Origin of the sequence: Acinetobacter sp. S4397-1, from assembly GCF_024129285.1 — a bacterium.
Classification (GTDB): Bacteria; Pseudomonadota; Gammaproteobacteria; order Pseudomonadales; family Moraxellaceae; genus Acinetobacter; species Acinetobacter lwoffii_C.
In genome coordinates this window covers 1-16,148 of record NZ_JAMXXZ010000006.1, presented here as the reverse complement: position 1 = coordinate 16,148, position 16,148 = coordinate 1, and the positions used below count along the sequence as shown (strand labels likewise).

The 16,148-nt window shown below is 45.1% G+C and carries 16 protein-coding genes; 14 read left to right on the top strand and 2 right to left on the bottom strand.

The window, feature by feature from the left end; genetic code table 11:
* Window positions 1–44 precede the first annotated feature (44 nt).
* The 9 genes from ubiG to NI467_RS04995 all read left to right on the top strand — a co-directional run bounded on the left by ubiG (window position 45) and on the right by NI467_RS04995 (window position 7,655).
* Window positions 45–770: a bifunctional 2-polyprenyl-6-hydroxyphenol methylase/3-demethylubiquinol 3-O-methyltransferase UbiG gene (ubiG, locus tag NI467_RS05035; protein WP_253151352.1), complete on the top strand. Its 726-nt coding sequence runs from the start codon at window positions 45–47 to the stop codon at window positions 768–770.
* The gene (locus tag NI467_RS05030) at window positions 767–1,456 is read left to right on the top strand and encodes an HAD family hydrolase (protein WP_253151349.1); all 690 of its coding nucleotides are present in this window, start codon (window positions 767–769) and stop codon (window positions 1,454–1,456) included. Before ubiG ends, NI467_RS05030 begins: the two co-directional genes overlap by 4 nt.
* A gap of 50 nt (window positions 1,457–1,506) precedes the next feature.
* On the top strand, window positions 1,507–2,253 hold the full coding sequence (locus NI467_RS05025; RefSeq protein WP_253151340.1) for a YciK family oxidoreductase: 747 nt from the start codon (window positions 1,507–1,509) through the stop codon (window positions 2,251–2,253).
* Window positions 2,254–2,572: 319 nt separating this feature from the next.
* The gene (locus NI467_RS05020; RefSeq protein ID WP_151205542.1) at window positions 2,573–2,992 is read left to right on the top strand and encodes a hypothetical protein; all 420 of its coding nucleotides are present in this window, start codon (window positions 2,573–2,575) and stop codon (window positions 2,990–2,992) included.
* A 184-nt stretch (window positions 2,993–3,176) separates the two neighbouring features.
* Window positions 3,177–3,332, top strand: a complete 156-nt coding sequence (locus tag NI467_RS05015; RefSeq protein ID WP_253151329.1) for a hypothetical protein — start codon at window positions 3,177–3,179, stop codon at window positions 3,330–3,332.
* A gap of 299 nt (window positions 3,333–3,631) precedes the next feature.
* Window positions 3,632–4,009: an RcnB family protein gene (locus NI467_RS05010; RefSeq protein ID WP_253151327.1), complete on the top strand. Its 378-nt coding sequence runs from the start codon at window positions 3,632–3,634 to the stop codon at window positions 4,007–4,009.
* Window positions 4,010–4,237: 228 nt separating this feature from the next.
* On the top strand, window positions 4,238–4,609 hold the full coding sequence (locus NI467_RS05005) for an RcnB family protein (protein ID WP_151205540.1): 372 nt from the start codon (window positions 4,238–4,240) through the stop codon (window positions 4,607–4,609).
* Between the two features lie 131 nt (window positions 4,610–4,740).
* Window positions 4,741–6,093, top strand: coding sequence for an amino-acid N-acetyltransferase (argA, locus tag NI467_RS05000; protein WP_151208184.1), 1,353 nt, complete (start codon window positions 4,741–4,743; stop codon window positions 6,091–6,093).
* Between the two features lie 932 nt (window positions 6,094–7,025).
* Window positions 7,026–7,655, top strand: coding sequence for a TetR/AcrR family transcriptional regulator (locus NI467_RS04995; protein ID WP_174660611.1), 630 nt, complete (start codon window positions 7,026–7,028; stop codon window positions 7,653–7,655).
* 60 nt (window positions 7,656–7,715) lie between these two features.
* Here the strand turns inward: NI467_RS04995 and NI467_RS04990 are convergent, their stop codons facing one another.
* Entirely contained in the window at window positions 7,716–8,279 is a 564-nt protein-coding gene (locus NI467_RS04990; protein ID WP_151205320.1) for a 5'-methylthioadenosine/S-adenosylhomocysteine nucleosidase, read from the bottom strand.
* 526 nt (window positions 8,280–8,805) lie between these two features.
* Here NI467_RS04990 and ribF point away from each other — a divergent pair.
* The 5 genes from ribF (at window position 8,806) to NI467_RS04965 (ending at window position 14,403) form a co-directional block, all read left to right on the top strand.
* The gene (gene ribF / locus NI467_RS04985; protein ID WP_253151326.1) at window positions 8,806–9,807 is read left to right on the top strand and encodes a bifunctional riboflavin kinase/FAD synthetase; all 1,002 of its coding nucleotides are present in this window, start codon (window positions 8,806–8,808) and stop codon (window positions 9,805–9,807) included.
* A 65-nt stretch (window positions 9,808–9,872) separates the two neighbouring features.
* Window positions 9,873–12,719 (top strand): isoleucine--tRNA ligase, encoded by a 2,847-nt coding sequence (gene ileS / locus NI467_RS04980; protein WP_151205318.1) that lies wholly within the window; start codon window positions 9,873–9,875, stop codon window positions 12,717–12,719.
* The gene (gene lspA, locus NI467_RS04975) at window positions 12,712–13,251 is read left to right on the top strand and encodes a signal peptidase II (protein ID WP_151208186.1); all 540 of its coding nucleotides are present in this window, start codon (window positions 12,712–12,714) and stop codon (window positions 13,249–13,251) included. Before ileS ends, lspA begins: the two co-directional genes overlap by 8 nt.
* Window positions 13,244–13,726, top strand: coding sequence for a peptidylprolyl isomerase (locus NI467_RS04970; protein WP_151205317.1), 483 nt, complete (start codon window positions 13,244–13,246; stop codon window positions 13,724–13,726). The genes lspA and NI467_RS04970 overlap by 8 nt, the downstream gene beginning before the upstream one ends.
* A gap of 134 nt (window positions 13,727–13,860) precedes the next feature.
* Window positions 13,861–14,403, top strand: a complete 543-nt coding sequence (locus NI467_RS04965) for an NADPH-dependent FMN reductase (protein WP_151205316.1) — start codon at window positions 13,861–13,863, stop codon at window positions 14,401–14,403.
* A gap of 322 nt (window positions 14,404–14,725) precedes the next feature.
* Here NI467_RS04965 and NI467_RS04960 read toward each other — a convergent pair whose 3' ends face one another.
* On the bottom strand, window positions 14,726–15,904 hold the full coding sequence (locus NI467_RS04960; protein ID WP_174660514.1) for a PQQ-dependent sugar dehydrogenase: 1,179 nt from the start codon (window positions 15,902–15,904) through the stop codon (window positions 14,726–14,728).
* Between the last annotated feature and the right edge of the window lie 244 nt (window positions 15,905–16,148).

Genomic DNA, 16,148 nt, shown 5'->3' with positions numbered 1-16,148 from the left:
CGAATTAAATTTTTACATAATCACAACTGATTGAGGTAACACCGATGTCGCAATTGAATGTTGATCCACAAGAAATTGCCAAGTTTGAAGCATTTGCAGCTATATGGTGGGATCAGCATTCCGAGTTCCGCCCGCTGCATATGATCAATCCCCTACGTTTGAACTGGATTGATGAACATGCGGGCGGACTAAGTGGCAAGAAAGTGCTGGATGTGGGCTGTGGTGGCGGAATTTTGTCCGAAAGCATGGCACGCCGTGGTGCTGAAGTGCTGGGAATTGATATGGGCGAAGCACCGCTAAATGTAGCGCGCATTCATGCCGAGCAGGAAGGTGTCAGCAATATTGAATATCGCCAGATTCCGGTGGAACAGCTGGCCGATGAGCAGGCAGGTCAGTACGACATCGTGACCTGTATGGAAATGCTGGAGCATGTGCCGAACCCGGCTTCGATTATTCAGGCCTGCCACAAACTGGTCAAACCAGGGGGGCATGTCTTCTTTTCGACCATTAACCGCAATCCGAAATCTTATCTGTTTGCCATCATTGGTGCAGAATATATCCTGCGTATGCTGGCCAAGGGCACCCATGATTACAGTAAATTTATCAAGCCGTCTGAACTGGCTCATGACATTCGTAACGCGGGCTTAAAGCTCAAAGACATGACCGGTCTGCACTATAATCCGCTGACCAAGCGCTACTGGCTCGCACCAAATGTCGATGTGAACTACATGGTATATACAGTGAAAGAAGCGGCTGAGGCGACCCCATGAAAGCAGTTTTATTTGACCTGGATGGCACCCTGATTGATACAGCTGCCGACTTTATCCGCATTATCCAGCAGATGTGCCATGAGGCAGGCCGTCCATTGGTCGATGCCGAGCTGATCCGGGCGCAGGTATCAGAAGGCGCTCGGGCCATGGTCAAGCTGGTTTATCCGGAACTGCAAGTGGAAGATCCACTGCTTCAGCAACATCGCCAGCATTTTCTGGACAGCTATGGTGCAGAAATTGCCGTCGACACCGATCTGTTTGCAGGCATGTATGCTCTGCTGGAAGAGCTAGAAGAACATGAGATTCCTTGGGGCATTGTGACCAACAAACCGCGCTGGCTAAGTGAAGCGCTGCTCAAGGCACTCAATCTGACTGAACGCTGTGCCGTACTGGTCTGCCCGGAAGATGTGACCCGGACCAAACCGGATCCGGAACCGATGTATCTGGCAGCCCAGCAGATTAATATTGCGCCTGAAGACTGTATCTATGTCGGGGATCATCCTCGTGATATTGATGCTGGCCGTCATGCCCGAATGTATACTATTCTGGCGGCCTATGGCTATTTACCACTGCAATACAAAGATGACTTAACAGCCTGGCAGGCGGACTATATAGTGAAGGATGTAGCTGAATTACATCAGCATATCCAGAAACTGGTATTGCAACAGCCCAGTGTGCTGTCCTGAGGGCTAAACATCTCTAAAACGCTGAACAATAACAAATAAGGAGGTAGATCATGAAATATTCAGAATATCAACCTCGCCCCGATCTGCTGAAAGATCGTATTATCCTGATTACAGGTGCGGGCGATGGCATTGGTCGTGCAGCCGCAATCAGCTATGCCTTGCATGGCGCGACGGTGGTACTGCACGGACGTACCCTGAACAAGCTTGAAGTCATTTATGATGAGATTGAAAGCCTGGGTGCACCACAGCCAGCCATCCTGCCCCTACAGTTATCCAGTGCCTCCGAACGGGATTATGAAGTGCTGGTCAATACCTTGGACCGCCAGTTTGGACGTCTCGACGGCATTCTGCATAATGCCGGTATTCTAGGTGAACGGGTAGAACTGGCGCACTATCCGCAAGAAGTCTGGGATGACCTGATGGCCGTGAATCTGCGTGCGCCTTTTGTCATGACTCAGGCGCTGCTGCCGCTGCTGGCCAAATCCGAACATGCTTCTGTGGTCTTTGCCAGTTCAGGAGTGGGACGTGAGGCACGTGAACGCTGGGGCGCTTATTCAGTCTCCAAGATTGCCATTGAAGCGGTCAGCCAGCTATTTGCCAAGGAACAGGTTCATCCCAATATCCGCTATAACTGCATCAACCCGGGAGCAACCCGCACTGCAATGCGCGCCAAAGCCTACCCGTATGAAGATCCGAAGACCTTACCTACACCGGACTCTATCATGCCGGCCTATCTGTATCTGATGGGTGATGACAGCTTGCACATGAACGGTCAAAGCATTGATGCCCAGGACTGAGCAGGAATAGCTATTTTCTGAGAAGCCAATGCCTGCATTGGCTTTTTTTATTCTAAGATGAGTATTTAAACTTAGCCTGCTTCTGAGCTTAATTTAAGCTCCCCCACATTCGGGCGATTATCTTATTGACCGGTCTGGCAGCATCCTCCTCTGACCTGTTTTTTCAAATTAAGTCGAAACTTGCATCATATTTCTACCCAAACCTTGCCCTACAACAGGAAGTCGATCCGGAACACCCGATCTTCTGAGCAGTATCCTGACGCCGATTTGCTGCAAATTCCCCTATACTAGGCCGAACAGATTCTGATGTGAGTATTCCATGACTGACTTAAGCAATATTACCGTGACCCCCCTGGAAGATGGCATGGTCACTCTCCTGATTGACCAGCAGCCAATTTCTGCCAAATATGGCATGAAGTTTGAAGCCAGTATTGTTGATGATATTCAGGCGCTCCAAAACGGCCAAAAGCTGAAACTGTTCGACCAGTTTGTGTTCTCGCATACCGACCTGAATTTTGAACATTCTTATCATTACGTCACTGGCCTCGAAAAACAGGAGGAGCGTTATCAGGTGGCCAAGCATTTTGTGTACCGCATTAAAATTGAAGGTCAACCGGACATTGAGCATGTGATCAGCAATCAGGGCAAGGCCATGACGGCGGAAGATGTACGGACTTTTATTCAGGCCCATATTCAGAAATCTCTGAATGATTATACCGATTTAAACTATGCCTATTGAGCCGGATCAACCCTGAGTTAACACAAGAGTACTTATCCCGATAAGGACTCTTTTTTTTTGCTTTCCTATTTTTTTACATATAAATCGTATTTTTGAATTAATTTTATAAATTTAAATGGTTTTACAAATAACTGTAGACCTTATACACTGTTTTTATTGAAAATTAGTTAAGAGATCAAAGCAGATGAAAGATCAAAAATCGAAGATCGAGATGATTCGTCATATTGAAAGCTTACAATTATCTGACGCCTTGATTGTGGCGCTAGAAGATACAAGACAGGCCGAGTCGATTGTGGAAGCAGTGCAGTTTCTGCGAGGTTTAAGCCAACAATGGAACTGATCAGCTCAATGAATTAAATGCAACGAAATCGAAGTCCCCTGGCTAGATTTTACTGGGTTGAATCAGCAGATAGAAGGAGTGGATCTATGCACATTTGCCTTGTTCAAAAGGAGATGTTAGGGTGTGAATATCTGAGCTATCAGACAACTATAAGCTATTCTAACATGAAGCAAAATCACGGCATGATCATAATTTCTCAGCATTTGTTATAAAACATCTGCCAGGTCTTCACAGTTTCTCTGCAATTTTTCCGTACATTAGTCACTATAGAAAATGAACAAATTAAGTGAGGGTTCAACATGAAAAAGGTTTTGGTAGCGTTCGCGATCTCCTGCTGTACATTCATGCTGACCAATATTGCCCATGCAGCCCCTCATTTTGATGATGAACCACGGACAGAATCACGCGGTCATGGCAAAAAGGCGCGTCAAGATAAGCATGACCAGTATGATAAACGCCGTATGCGTGAAGAGCGTGGCGTACAACGCCTGCAGCAATTACGCTGGCAACCGGGTTATGTGATGCCGCAGCATTATCGGGGTAATGGTTATAAAGTTGAATACAAAAATCATAGCCTGCCCAAACCGGACCGCAAGCAACAATGGTACAAGGTAAATGACGATTATATTTTGGTAAACTCTGAAACCAACAATATTATCCGGATCATTACTGACTGATCGAAGATAGCCTATTAATCTTCTAAAAATCCCAACCCTGTTGGGATTTTTTTATTTGATTGGGCTTATATTTTGAGGGGCTGTAAGGTTTGCCGGTTTTTTATCTGTTTTTCTTCTAAATTTCTTCATCAATTTAACAATTTCACTCAATGAGCCTCACGCTTTCTATCCACTTATTCGTTAATTTAACTTCATCGAAAACAGATATAAATTCTTTAGGTAAAAGCCATGAAAAAAGTTTTAACTACCCTCGCGTTATCCCTTAGTGCTCTGGTTGCAACTTCTGCAATGGCAGCACCATCCCATTATGATTCACCTTACCATTCGCAGCCGTCTAAACCGGCACCGCACTGGAATTCAAAAGACCATAGAAAATGGCAGGATGATCGCCGTCACCATAACCGTATGGTCAACCCGAGCCGTGACTGGCGTGTAGGTCAAACCCTGCCACGTCAATACGATTCAAAACGTTTCCAGATCAGCGACCGTGAAGCACGCCGTCTGCCTAATACCGGCCGTTACCAGCAATGGTACAAAGTAAATAATGACTATGTACTGGTGAACGAACGCAATAACAAAATCGTCCGAATTATTGGCTAAACGCGCTCCATTTTCTGCTCGTCTTGCAGACACCTGAAGCCTGGCTTCAGGTGTTTTTTTGTCTCTCTACTTCCACTTCATTTTTTTTTCATTAGAATCAAAGAGAATTGTATATTGAAATAGGCCCGGGCATGAACTCAGCAGACACTTCGCAAAGTACTACATTGCAATATGTGCACTGGTTTCGCCATTCTGCGCCTTATATCAATGCCCATCGTAACAAGACCTTTGTGATCATGTTTGATGGCGAAGCAGTTCTGGATAAAAATTTCCAGCATATTATTCATGATATTGCCCTCTTACACTCTTTGGGCATCCGTCTGATTCTGGTACATGGTGCACGTTCACAGATTAACCAGAATCTGGCCAGCTGTGGCCTGCACACACCTTTTTATCAGCAGCGCCGGGTCACCACCCGCGAATCCTTAAATTGTGTCCTGAATGCGGTGGGGTCGATCCGTTTACAGATTGAAGCTCTATTGTCGATGGGTCTGGCCAACTCGCCTATGTATGGTGCCCGGATTGACACGGTGTCAGGTAACTTTGTGACCGCCAAGCCCTATGGTATTCGTGAAGGGGTCGATTTTCAGTTGACCGGTGAAGTCCGTGCCATCGATACTGATGCCCTGCAACGCCATCTGGATAATCATAATATTGTGATTCTAGGCCCAACCGGTTATTCCACCACAGGCGAGGTCTTTAATCTGCTGGCTGAAGAAGTCGCCACTAACACTGCTATTCGTTTAAAGGCGGACAAACTGATTATTCTGGGGAAACAGCATGGTCTGCTCGATAGCCAGGGTCAGCTGAAACGTGAAGTCACTCCGCAGCAGCTAGATGACTACCTTGTTCCGGCCAGTCAGGATGAACAAAGTATGGCCATGGTACTGCAATTAAAAGCCGCACAGGAAGCTTCCAGAAATGGGGTCAAGCGTGTCCATCTGATTTCCTATAGTTATGATGGTGCCCTGTTGGAAGAACTGTTTACCCGGGATGGCTCGGGCACCATGATTACCGATGCACATTATGAAGAGGTTCGGATGGCCAATATTCAGGATGTTGGTGGTCTGATTCGCCTGCTACGCCCCCTGGAAGAAGAAGGGATTCTGGTTTATCGTTCCCGCGAACGTCTGGAAAATGAAATTGGACAGTTTGCCGTGATTGAACGGGATGGCATGATTCTGGCCTGTGCAGCCCTGTATCCGATTCCAACCACAGGCAATGAATTACGTTCTGCAGAAATTGCCTGTGTTGCAGTAGATCCAGCGTACCGGCAATCCAACCGGGGCAGTCAGATCCTGCATTATCTGGAAGGTAAAGCCAAAGCCCTCGGAATCCAGCAGCTGTTTATTCTGACCACCCGTACAGCCCACTGGTTTCTGGAACACGGTTATGAACCGGCCTCAGTGGATGATTTACCGGACGCACGGCAGGCTTTTTATAATTATCAGCGTAGCTCCATTGTTTGCAAAAAGTCACTTTAAGTGGCTTTTTTATTGCGGCTATCCACTAGGGCGTGTCCTCATTTCATTTAACGAAGCAAATTACTCTGTATCTTGTTTAATAAATCAGCAACTCCTTCATTAAACATTCAATTTTAAGCATCTAAATAGTCATTTTTTGAACTATTTATCAAATGAGGACAGCCCCTAGGCTATTGACTGCTAGTCATCATTTTATTTCTAGGATAACCAGCAAGAAATCGCATTTTCATTCAAAAGAACACCGGAAAATAGAGTTGAACTCTCGACTACGACCAACAGCCAACAGGTCTCAATGTCGTCAGCTTCTCTGTCGCTCAAGCACGGCCTATTTTGCTCACAGACCTAGGGGGATAAATCAGTCAAACGCTCTCAAAGCTAAGCTAGTTTTGGTATCGAAAAGGCGTTAGCATCCGGTCAGTTTAGGAACTAAAGTTGTATCAAGGCTGAAGTCCATGATCTGTTATTAAATGACAGAAGCGAATAGTCGAGCTTTGGCGCCAGCCACCCCCCAAAAAAGTATCTGGCTGACTAAACTGGAACCGTGGATACCACATATGCTGCTGATCTTCTTAACCCGAGTTTCTGTCCTAAAATTCAAACTGATGTTGAGTGTTTAAATGTATTTTAAGAGAGTATTTAATAATATTGGCCGAGTATTTTAAACAGGTTTCATGATTTGATTTGCACTTTTTTCTTAATTAATTTTAAATAATCTTTCCCATAGCGGCTTAAATCAAACTATTATATTAATTAAGTGATAATTTAAATAATTTCATACCCTTAGTATTTTAATCATTGGCGCGCGAGTCAATGCTGATTACATCGCTTATCTACAGAATAAATCATCATGATTCAAAAAATTAGCATTGTAGTTGATGCACAAATCTGATGATTTGACGTACAATGAAAAATCCCCCTTTTTAATTGTTTTAATATTACTGATGGAACAAAAAAAGAGTACTCAAAAACGCAACCAGCTGCTGAATGCTGCACTCGATGTCTTTTCCTTATATGGTTTCAATGGCGCAAGTCTGGATGAAATCGCACAAATTGCGGAAATGCATAAGTCGAATATTTTCTACTATTATGAAAATAAAGAAGCACTGTATGTTGAGGTGTTAACTACAGTTTTACAAAAATGGCTCGCACCCCTGCAAATGCTGGAGGCTGATCTGGAGCCAGAAGAAGCGATCACCAATTATTTGATGCAAAAAATTGAGGTATCGCGTACTCAACCCAAAGCCTCGCGCTTATTTGCCTTGGAAGTTATTCAGGGAGCGCCGCATATTCTGGAAATTCTGAAAGGACCGCTAAAAAAGCTGGTCAAGCGCAAAGCCAAAGTCATTTCAAACTGGCAGGAACAGGGCAAAATTTCTAAAGATATTGATCCTGAATTACTGATTTTGAATATTTGGGCCTTGACGCAAAACTATGCTGATTTTGCCACCCAGATAGAAATGATCACAGGCAAAACCCTGCGGAATCGTAGCATGCACCAGCGTGTGGTCCAGCATACTGTCCACATGATGCTGTATGGCGTAATTCCCCGTAATGAAGCCTGATTGTCAGGGCTTGAATTGATTGGCATACGACCATAATAATTATGGTCGCCGACCTGCCGTTTATTTGATTTTTTGATATAAAGATAATAACTTTTGAGCACCGAGCAATAAGTTGTCTTCCCAGTCGAGCGGTGCTGCGTCATTGGCACCATCAGTAATGTATTTCACCGAAATCAGGCGTACGTCCAGTTTTTTGCACACTTTGGCCAAGGCATAGCCTTCCATATCGACCAGTTGACAGGCAACTTTAGGCTGTCCTGTTGCAAAGCTGTCTCCGGTTCCGCAAATGCCCTGCGGTAAATCGGTGAAAAAAGGTGCCAGCTTGATTGCACCTGGAAAGTGCTGATCCATGGGGGTAATGCCCACTTCAAACCCGAGTGGCGATACATCCATATCGCGCTGTACAAAGTGGCTGACTTCCACCAGTTCATGGGCATCAAAATGGGAACTGCCCGCTGTCCCCAAATTGATTAAAGTCTTGCAGCCGGTTGTCTGAATCACCTCAAAAGCTTTAAATGCCGCATTGACCTTACCAATACCGCTGTAATGCACCTCAATTCCTTCTGCCTCAAACAAACCCTTGGATTCGCTTGGCAAGGCCATAACCAATGCATGCTCGGACATAAAACACTCAATTTCAGTTTCTATAGATGGCCGCTATTAAAAAGTAAATACTTGAACGCTGCAAATAAAAAAGCTGCACCTTTTCCAGACCATTTTTTATATTTGGGTCAGGTGAGATGAATGAACGCTTGGGGAGACCAAAATGTGTGATTCCTGATCCTCTTTTAATGCAATGTTCAGCCATCACATCTAGACCCGGGTAAAGCAGACTTACTCTCAGGCCAGCGTCATAGCAGCAGGCGCAATATTCTGTCTAAAGATGTTCAACAGGTCAGAATAAAAATCCGCTTAATCGCTGATGCTATCGGTTGAAGCAAGCGTGATATTTGAAGGGCTATATATGGGCATTGAGATTATTTTCAGCATCATCCGTTCTAAGAAAAATGGAGTGGATTGTTGAAATACAGCGATTTAACTTATTTCAAAAGAATTTTAACGAAAAACTTTGCCTAAAAACACAACAAGACGAAAGCTAAAGATTATGGCAATATATAGCCTCTTCACATTTTAAGCACCTGATTTGCCCATGAAGCTGCTCCGTCTTAATGCCTTAACGCCTCGAACTGAATTAGCCAAAACTGCCGTGACCATTGGTAATTTTGACGGCGTGCATTTGGGGCATCAGGTCATGATCAGGCAGCTCAAAGCTGTCGCAGAACAGCACCAGCTTAAAACAGTGGTAATGATTTTTGAGCCACAACCTCTTGAATTTTTTAAAGGTTATGAGGCTCCACCGCGTATTTCCTCCTTACGTGAAAAGGTTGAGTATCTAACTGAACTTGGGGTCGACTATATTGCGGTGGCGAAATTCGATGAACGCTTTCGCAGCCTGAGTGCAGAAGAATTTGCCACGATTTTAAAAGACAAACTCAATGCCGATCATCTGGTCTTAGGTGATGATTTCCATTTTGGTAAAAACCGTCAAGGTAATAGTGAGTTTTTACGTGAATTTGGTTTTGAGGTAAGCAATCTCGATACCGTCGTGCTGGATGGTGAACGTGTCAGTTCCACCCGCATCCGTCAAAGGCTACAAGCTGGCGATCTGGCACAGGCAGCCAAACTCTTGGGACGTCCCTATAGCATTAGCGGACGGGTGCAATATGGCGATCAAATCGGCCGTACCATTGATTTTCCCACGATTAATGTCCGCCTGAATCGGCATAAGCCGTGTCTGCATGGTATTTATGGTGTAGAGGTGGTGTGTGAAACAGAATCCCTGAAAGCCAGAGTCCAGGCAGCAGATGCCAGCAAAACCGGTATTACCGGCTATAACCCGACAGCTCTGTTTGGCGCAGGTCATGTCGGCACCCGTCCAGCCATCCAGCAAGCAGATCCGGAATGGCGATTAGAAGTACATTTCCCTGATGTTTCTGCTAATCTGTATGGCCTGTTAATGCGGGTGACATTCTTAACCTATTTACATGGCGAAAAGAATTATCCTTCGCTTGAAGCCCTAAAAGCTGGAATTGATGATGATGTCGAGAAACTGCTTGAGTTTCGTCGAAATCACCCCACATTTTCCTTTTAATATCTCATATTTTTATTGTAAAACGTGTCTGTTAAAACAACGGATTAAATTGGAAGACAACTTGCATGAGCGATAAGCAAACTCCTGAAAATGCAGTGGATTATAAAGCCACGCTAAACCTCCCAGGTACTGACTTTGCAATGAAGGCAAATCTGGCAGTACGTGAAGCGAAATGGTTAGAAGAGTGGTATGCCGACAACATTTATCAGCAGATTCGTGCGTCGCGTATTGGCAAGAAAAAATATGTGCTTCATGATGGCCCTCCTTATGCCAATGGCCAAATTCACTTGGGCCATGCGGTCAACAAGGTCCTGAAGGATATTATCGTTAAAAGCCGTGTAATGGACGGCTTTGATGCACCGTATGTACCGGGCTGGGACTGTCACGGCCTGCCGATTGAACTCAAAGTCGAAGAAAAAGTCGGAAAAGTCGGCGTCAAAGTTGATGCGGCAACCTTCCGTAAACACTGCCGTGAATATGCGTATACCCAGGTCGAATTACAGAAAAAAGACTTTATCCGTATGGGCGTGTTTGGTGACTGGGACAATCCGTACCTGACCATGAACTTCAAACAGGAAGCCGATATTGTTCGTTCACTCGGTGCGATTGCCAAAGCCGGTCACATCGAACCGGGTCTGAAACCGGTGAACTGGTGTCTGGACTGCGGCTCAGCATTGGCTGAAGCTGAAGTTGAATACGAAGATAAAAAATCTGACGCCATTGATGTCGGTTTTACCGTAGTGGATTTAGCGGATTTGTCTGCACGTTTAGGCATTGAAGTTGCTGATACAACTGATATCGTCATCTGGACCACCACACCTTGGACACTGCCGGCCAACCAGGCGGTGGCAGTGCATGCCGAAATTGAATATCAACTGGTCAAAGCCCGCGGCGAAGAAAAAGCAGATCAAAACTTCATTCTGGCAAAAGACTTGGTGGAGTCTGCAACAGAACGTTATGGCTTTGGCACAGTGGAAGTTCTGGCAGACTTTGCCGGTGCAAAACTGGAAAACCTGCAATTACAGCATCCTTTAATTGCTGAACGCCAAGTACCGGTTATTTTAGGTGAACACGTGATTGCCACCAGCGGTACCGGTGCAGTACATACTGCGCCTGGCCACGGTGTAGACGACTATAAAGTCGGCTTGCAATACAATCTGAAAGTGGATAACCCGGTGGGCGGCAATGGTGTGTATTTACCTACTTCACCTATTTTTGCAGGTGAACACATCTATAAGGCCAACCCAAAAATTATTGCTGCCCTTGCTGAGAGCCAGCAACTGTGGGCCCATGTACCGATCAAACACAGCTATCCGCACTGCTGGCGTCATAAAACCCCAATTATCTTCCGTGCTACACCGCAATGGTTTATCAGCATGGATGCCAAAGGCTTGCGCTCAAAAGCATTGAATGCAATTGAAAATGAAATCAGTTTCGTGCCGGACTGGGGCAAGAACCGGATTGAAGCAATGATTGAAGGCCGTCCAGACTGGTGTATTTCACGTCAGCGTACCTGGGGCGTGCCAATTCCATTCTTCGTGCATAAAGACACCAATGAACTGCACCCACGTACGCCTGAGCTGATTGAGGAAGTGGCTCAACTGATCGAAAAAGAAGGCATTGATGGCTGGTATAACCGGGATGCTTCTGAATTCATCGGCGCCGATGCAGAACATTACAATGCAGTTCGCGATACCCTAGACGTGTGGTTCGATTCTGGTACAACGCACTTTGCCGTGCTACGTGAACGCGAAGAACTGACTGATCCTGCTGACTTGTATCTGGAAGGTTCAGACCAGCATCGTGGCTGGTTCCAGTCTTCATTGCTGACCTCGATTGCCATCAATGAACGTGCACCCTACAAAGGTTTGTTGACGCATGGTTTCGTGGTTGATGAGAAAGGCCGCAAGATGTCCAAATCTTTGGGCAACATCATTACCCCACAAGACATCATTAAAGATATGGGTGCAGACGGTTTACGTTTCTGGATTGCCTCTGCCGACTACCGTTATGAAATGACTGCCGGTAAAGAAATCTTTAGCCGTGCATCTGATGGTTACCGCCGTATCCGTAACACCCTGCGTTTCTTATTAGCCAACCTGAATGGCTTTCAACCGTCAACGGATGCCTTGCCTATTGATCAATTGATCGCGCTGGATCAATACATTCTGCAACGTGCGACGGACGTGCAAAAAACTATTCAGCAAGCCTATGAAGATATGAATTTCCATATCGTGACCAGTGCATTGACTAACTTCTGTATCAATGACTTAGGTGGTTTCTACCTCGATATCATCAAAGATCGTCAGTACACCACCAAAGCTGATTCACAGGCCCGTCATTCGGCGCAAACTGCGTTGTATCATCTGGTCCAAGCCTTTGTACGCTGGATGGCACCGATCTTAAGCTTTACTGCGCAAGAAGCGTGGCCTCTGATTCCAGAGCAGGCAGAAAAATATGTGTTTACAGCGGAATGGTATAAGATTCCAGTGGCATCAACTGCCAACCTGATAACAGAAGCAGAATGGCAGACCCTGATTTCAGTAAAATCTGCGGTGAACAAGTTTATTGAAGCTGCACGCGGCGCGAAAACTGTAGGTTCAAACCTGTCGGCCAAAGTTGAGCTGTGGGCCAATGATGAACTGAAAGCGGTCCTGGATAAACTGGATGATGAACTGCGTTTTGTTCTGATTACCTCACAAGTGATCGTCAACGACTTTGATGCTGCACAGGGCGAAGCTTCTGATCTGGCAGGGCTGAATGTAAAAGTTTCAGCTGCCGATGGAGAGAAATGTGTACGCTGCTGGCATGTACTGCCTGATGTGAATACCCATGCGTCACATCCAGGTCTCTGTGGTCGTTGTATTATTAACCTTCCAACAGGCCAAGGCGAAGAGAGAAAATATGCCTAATCCACAGCATAAAAAGGGCTTATTCCAGTTCTATCCGCACAATTTGTGGTGGATCGGACTGGCAATTCTGGCCATTATTCTGGATCAATGGACTAAATGGATTGCCGTTACGCATCTGAATTACGCAGATCCGATTCCGGTGCTGCCCTTTTTAAACTGGACATTGCTGCATAACTATGGCGCTGCCTTTAGTTTTCTGTCCGATGCAGGTGGTTGGCAACGTTATTTCTTTACTTCACTGGCAGCTTTGGTGTCTATCATTTTCGTGTTCTGGCTGATGCGTATGCCTAAACACATGAAGGTATTACCCTTGGCTATTGCCCTGATTCTAGGCGGTGCCATCGGGAATCTAATTGATCGTATCTATTTGGGTTATGTGGTCGATTTTATTCACGTGTATTACCAAAATAGCCATTTCCCTGCTTTTAATATTGCAGATAGTGCCATTACTTTGGGCACGATTCTGATGCTGATCGATACGTTTTTCCTGGAAAAACACCGAATTCAACGTGCACAGGCGCAACATGACTGATTTTATTCATCCTAACGAGGAAACTCGTGTTGAAGACGGCTCTAAAGTCGAGCTTCATTTTTCGGTCGCTATTGAAAATGGCGTAGAAATTGACAATACCCGCAGCCGTGAAGCACCGGTAAGCCTAACGATTGGAGATGGCAATCTGTTACCAGGCTTTGAAAAGGCCTTGTTTGGTCTGCGTGCCGGTGACCGCCGTACGGTCAGTCTGCCACCAGAGGATGCTTTTGGTCCATGGAACCCGGAAAATGTACAAAAATTCGATACCGTCAAGTTTGGCGAACGTCCAATCGAAGGCCATATGATCGAGTTTGAAGACAAGGCTAAAACTACCCTGTACGGTGTAGTAAAATCGGTCAATGATGATATTACCGAGGTGGATTTCAACCATCCACTGGCTGGCAAAAATATTACGTTTGAAGTGGAAATATTCAAGGTCACACCTGCAGGCCAGCAGGGTGTCAAATTGATGTAAAACTTCCCTCCTTCTCTAATATTTAAAAAAAGCTCCTGAAGGAGCTTTTTTTAAAATCCATACAAACTTCTGCTACTGCATCTTGGTAAAATCGATTAGGGTGGCACTCTCTCCTCATAAGAAAAGGAAAAACCATGAAAATCTATATTATTGTGGGCAGCATTCGTGAAAGCCGTACCGCCATTAAAGTCGCTCACTGGGCCTTAGAGGAAATTAAAAGCCAAGGGTTTAGCACGGTAGAAGCTGAAATTGTCGATCTAAAAGAATGGGATTTACCTCTGTTTGCTGGTGCCAATCTGCCTTTGACCGGAATTTATGACCAGCCTAAACAGCAGGATTGGGCCGATAAGATTGCACTTGCTGATGCCTTTATTTTTATTAGTCCGGAATATAATCATGGTTATAGCCCTGCCCTGAAAAATGCACTGGATTATCTCGCTAAAGAATGGCAAGGCAAACCTGCTGCCTACGTGAGTTATGGTGCCACCAATGGTTCACGATCGATTGACCAGATTCGCCAAGTGGCCACCCAGCTCGGTATGATAGATACCAATGCTGTGATCGAAATCCGTGACATCTTTAACCGAAATAAGGATTATTCTTTCCAAGGCAATCAGTTTGATACTAAAAACCTGAAATCTGCACTGGATAAGCTGATTCAATATGTCAGTGCTTAAGTGAATGGTCGATGCCGAACTCTGCTCTGACCTACCACAGTATTTACCAAACTGCAGTATTTAGCAGAGTAAGCAGAGACTTATATTGAGAACCTACCAAGACAAGGCGTCTTGCAATAACAATAAAAATAGCACTAGCAAAAGGCTATGCAGTATCACAGCAGTGATCCTTCAAAATCTGAAAAGGCCCTAACAACAGTAAGGGCCTTTTTCTTTGATCTTGAGAGTAGAAAAGGTATTTTCGCCTTCAACAGGAATAAGTTGAGTGGTGAAGCAGATAGCTGATACTTGAGTATCGAAAATATCATTAGTTTTAAAAAAATTAAGGTGTTTTCATCTTGAGCAGGCCCGCTCGCTGACCATCTTCAATTACCCACAAATGACCTGCCTTAGCCTGAATAACACCGCGTATACGCTGTTTCATATCCAGACGTTGGACTTCCTTCACTGGAGACTGTGCAGTATCTACCACAATAATGGCTTTAGAAGACAAACCACTAATAATGGCTTTATTTTTCCAGGCTGGAAACATATTGCCTGTATAAAACAGCAGATCTGAAGGAGAAATCACAGGCGTCCAGTCCAGCACAGGGGCTTCAAATTCCGGACGGGTATGGTGATCAGGGATCGGCTTACCATTATAATGGTCGCCATTCGAGACCAGAGGATAACCGTAGTTTTTACCTTTGATCACTTTATTCAGCTCATCTCCCCCCTTAGGTCCCATTTCAATCACCCAGAGTTTCCCTCGTGGGTCAAATGCCATACCTAAGGGATTACGATGCCCTAAGCTCCAAATTTGTTGTGCAATCGTTCCCTGACTCATAAATGGATTATCTTTAGGGATAGATCCATCATCATTCAGGCGAATTATTTTGCCAGCATTGGATTGCAGATCCTGTGCGGGATCAAATTGCTGGCGCTCACCAGAACTGATCCAGAGTTTACCATCCGATCCGAATAACAGACGGTGCGCATAATGCCCCTGTCCTTTAAATTTAGGTACTTGAGTCCAGATACGCTTCACTTCTGTCAGCCGGTTTTGATTTAAATCCAGCCGGCCACGAATCACCACTGCACCATATCCGCCCTGTCCATGCTCGGCATAACTGAGATATATCCACTGGTTCTTGGCAAAATCAGGATGCAAGGCAACATCGCCCAAACCACCTTGTCCACCATAAGCGACCTTGGGAAGATCTTGAATCGTTTGGCTGTTACGATTTTTTGGATTAAACAGCTTTAATTGTCCTGCTTTTTCAGTGATCAATAAACGCTGATCGGGCAATTCAACCAAGGCCCAAGGTTCATTAAACTCCGCAATTTTTTCGACTGTGTAGGACGGGGAAACCGTAATGGGATGAGCAGATTGAGCAGCATTGGACCTTACGGTAGCAGAATCAGTAGCTCTGCCTGAAGGTGAAGGATTCTCTGCATGGCAGCCTACCAATACTAAAGCACAGCAACTGATCAGACATTTTCTGTAAACCTGTACCGACATTTTATATTCCCTCTTTTAGTTTTTATCTTGGCTTTTAACTTAACACTGAAAATAAAAAAAGAGCAGCGAGAACGTTAATTAGAAGACCTGGCAGATTGATTTTTATTTTTCTTTTTATAAAAAAATAAATCTCCCTGCTTTTTAGCAGGGGGATTTTGAATAATGAGCTGGCGATGACTTACTCTCACATGGGTAACCCCACACTACCATCAGCGCAAAGAGGTTTCACTTCTGAGTTCGGGAA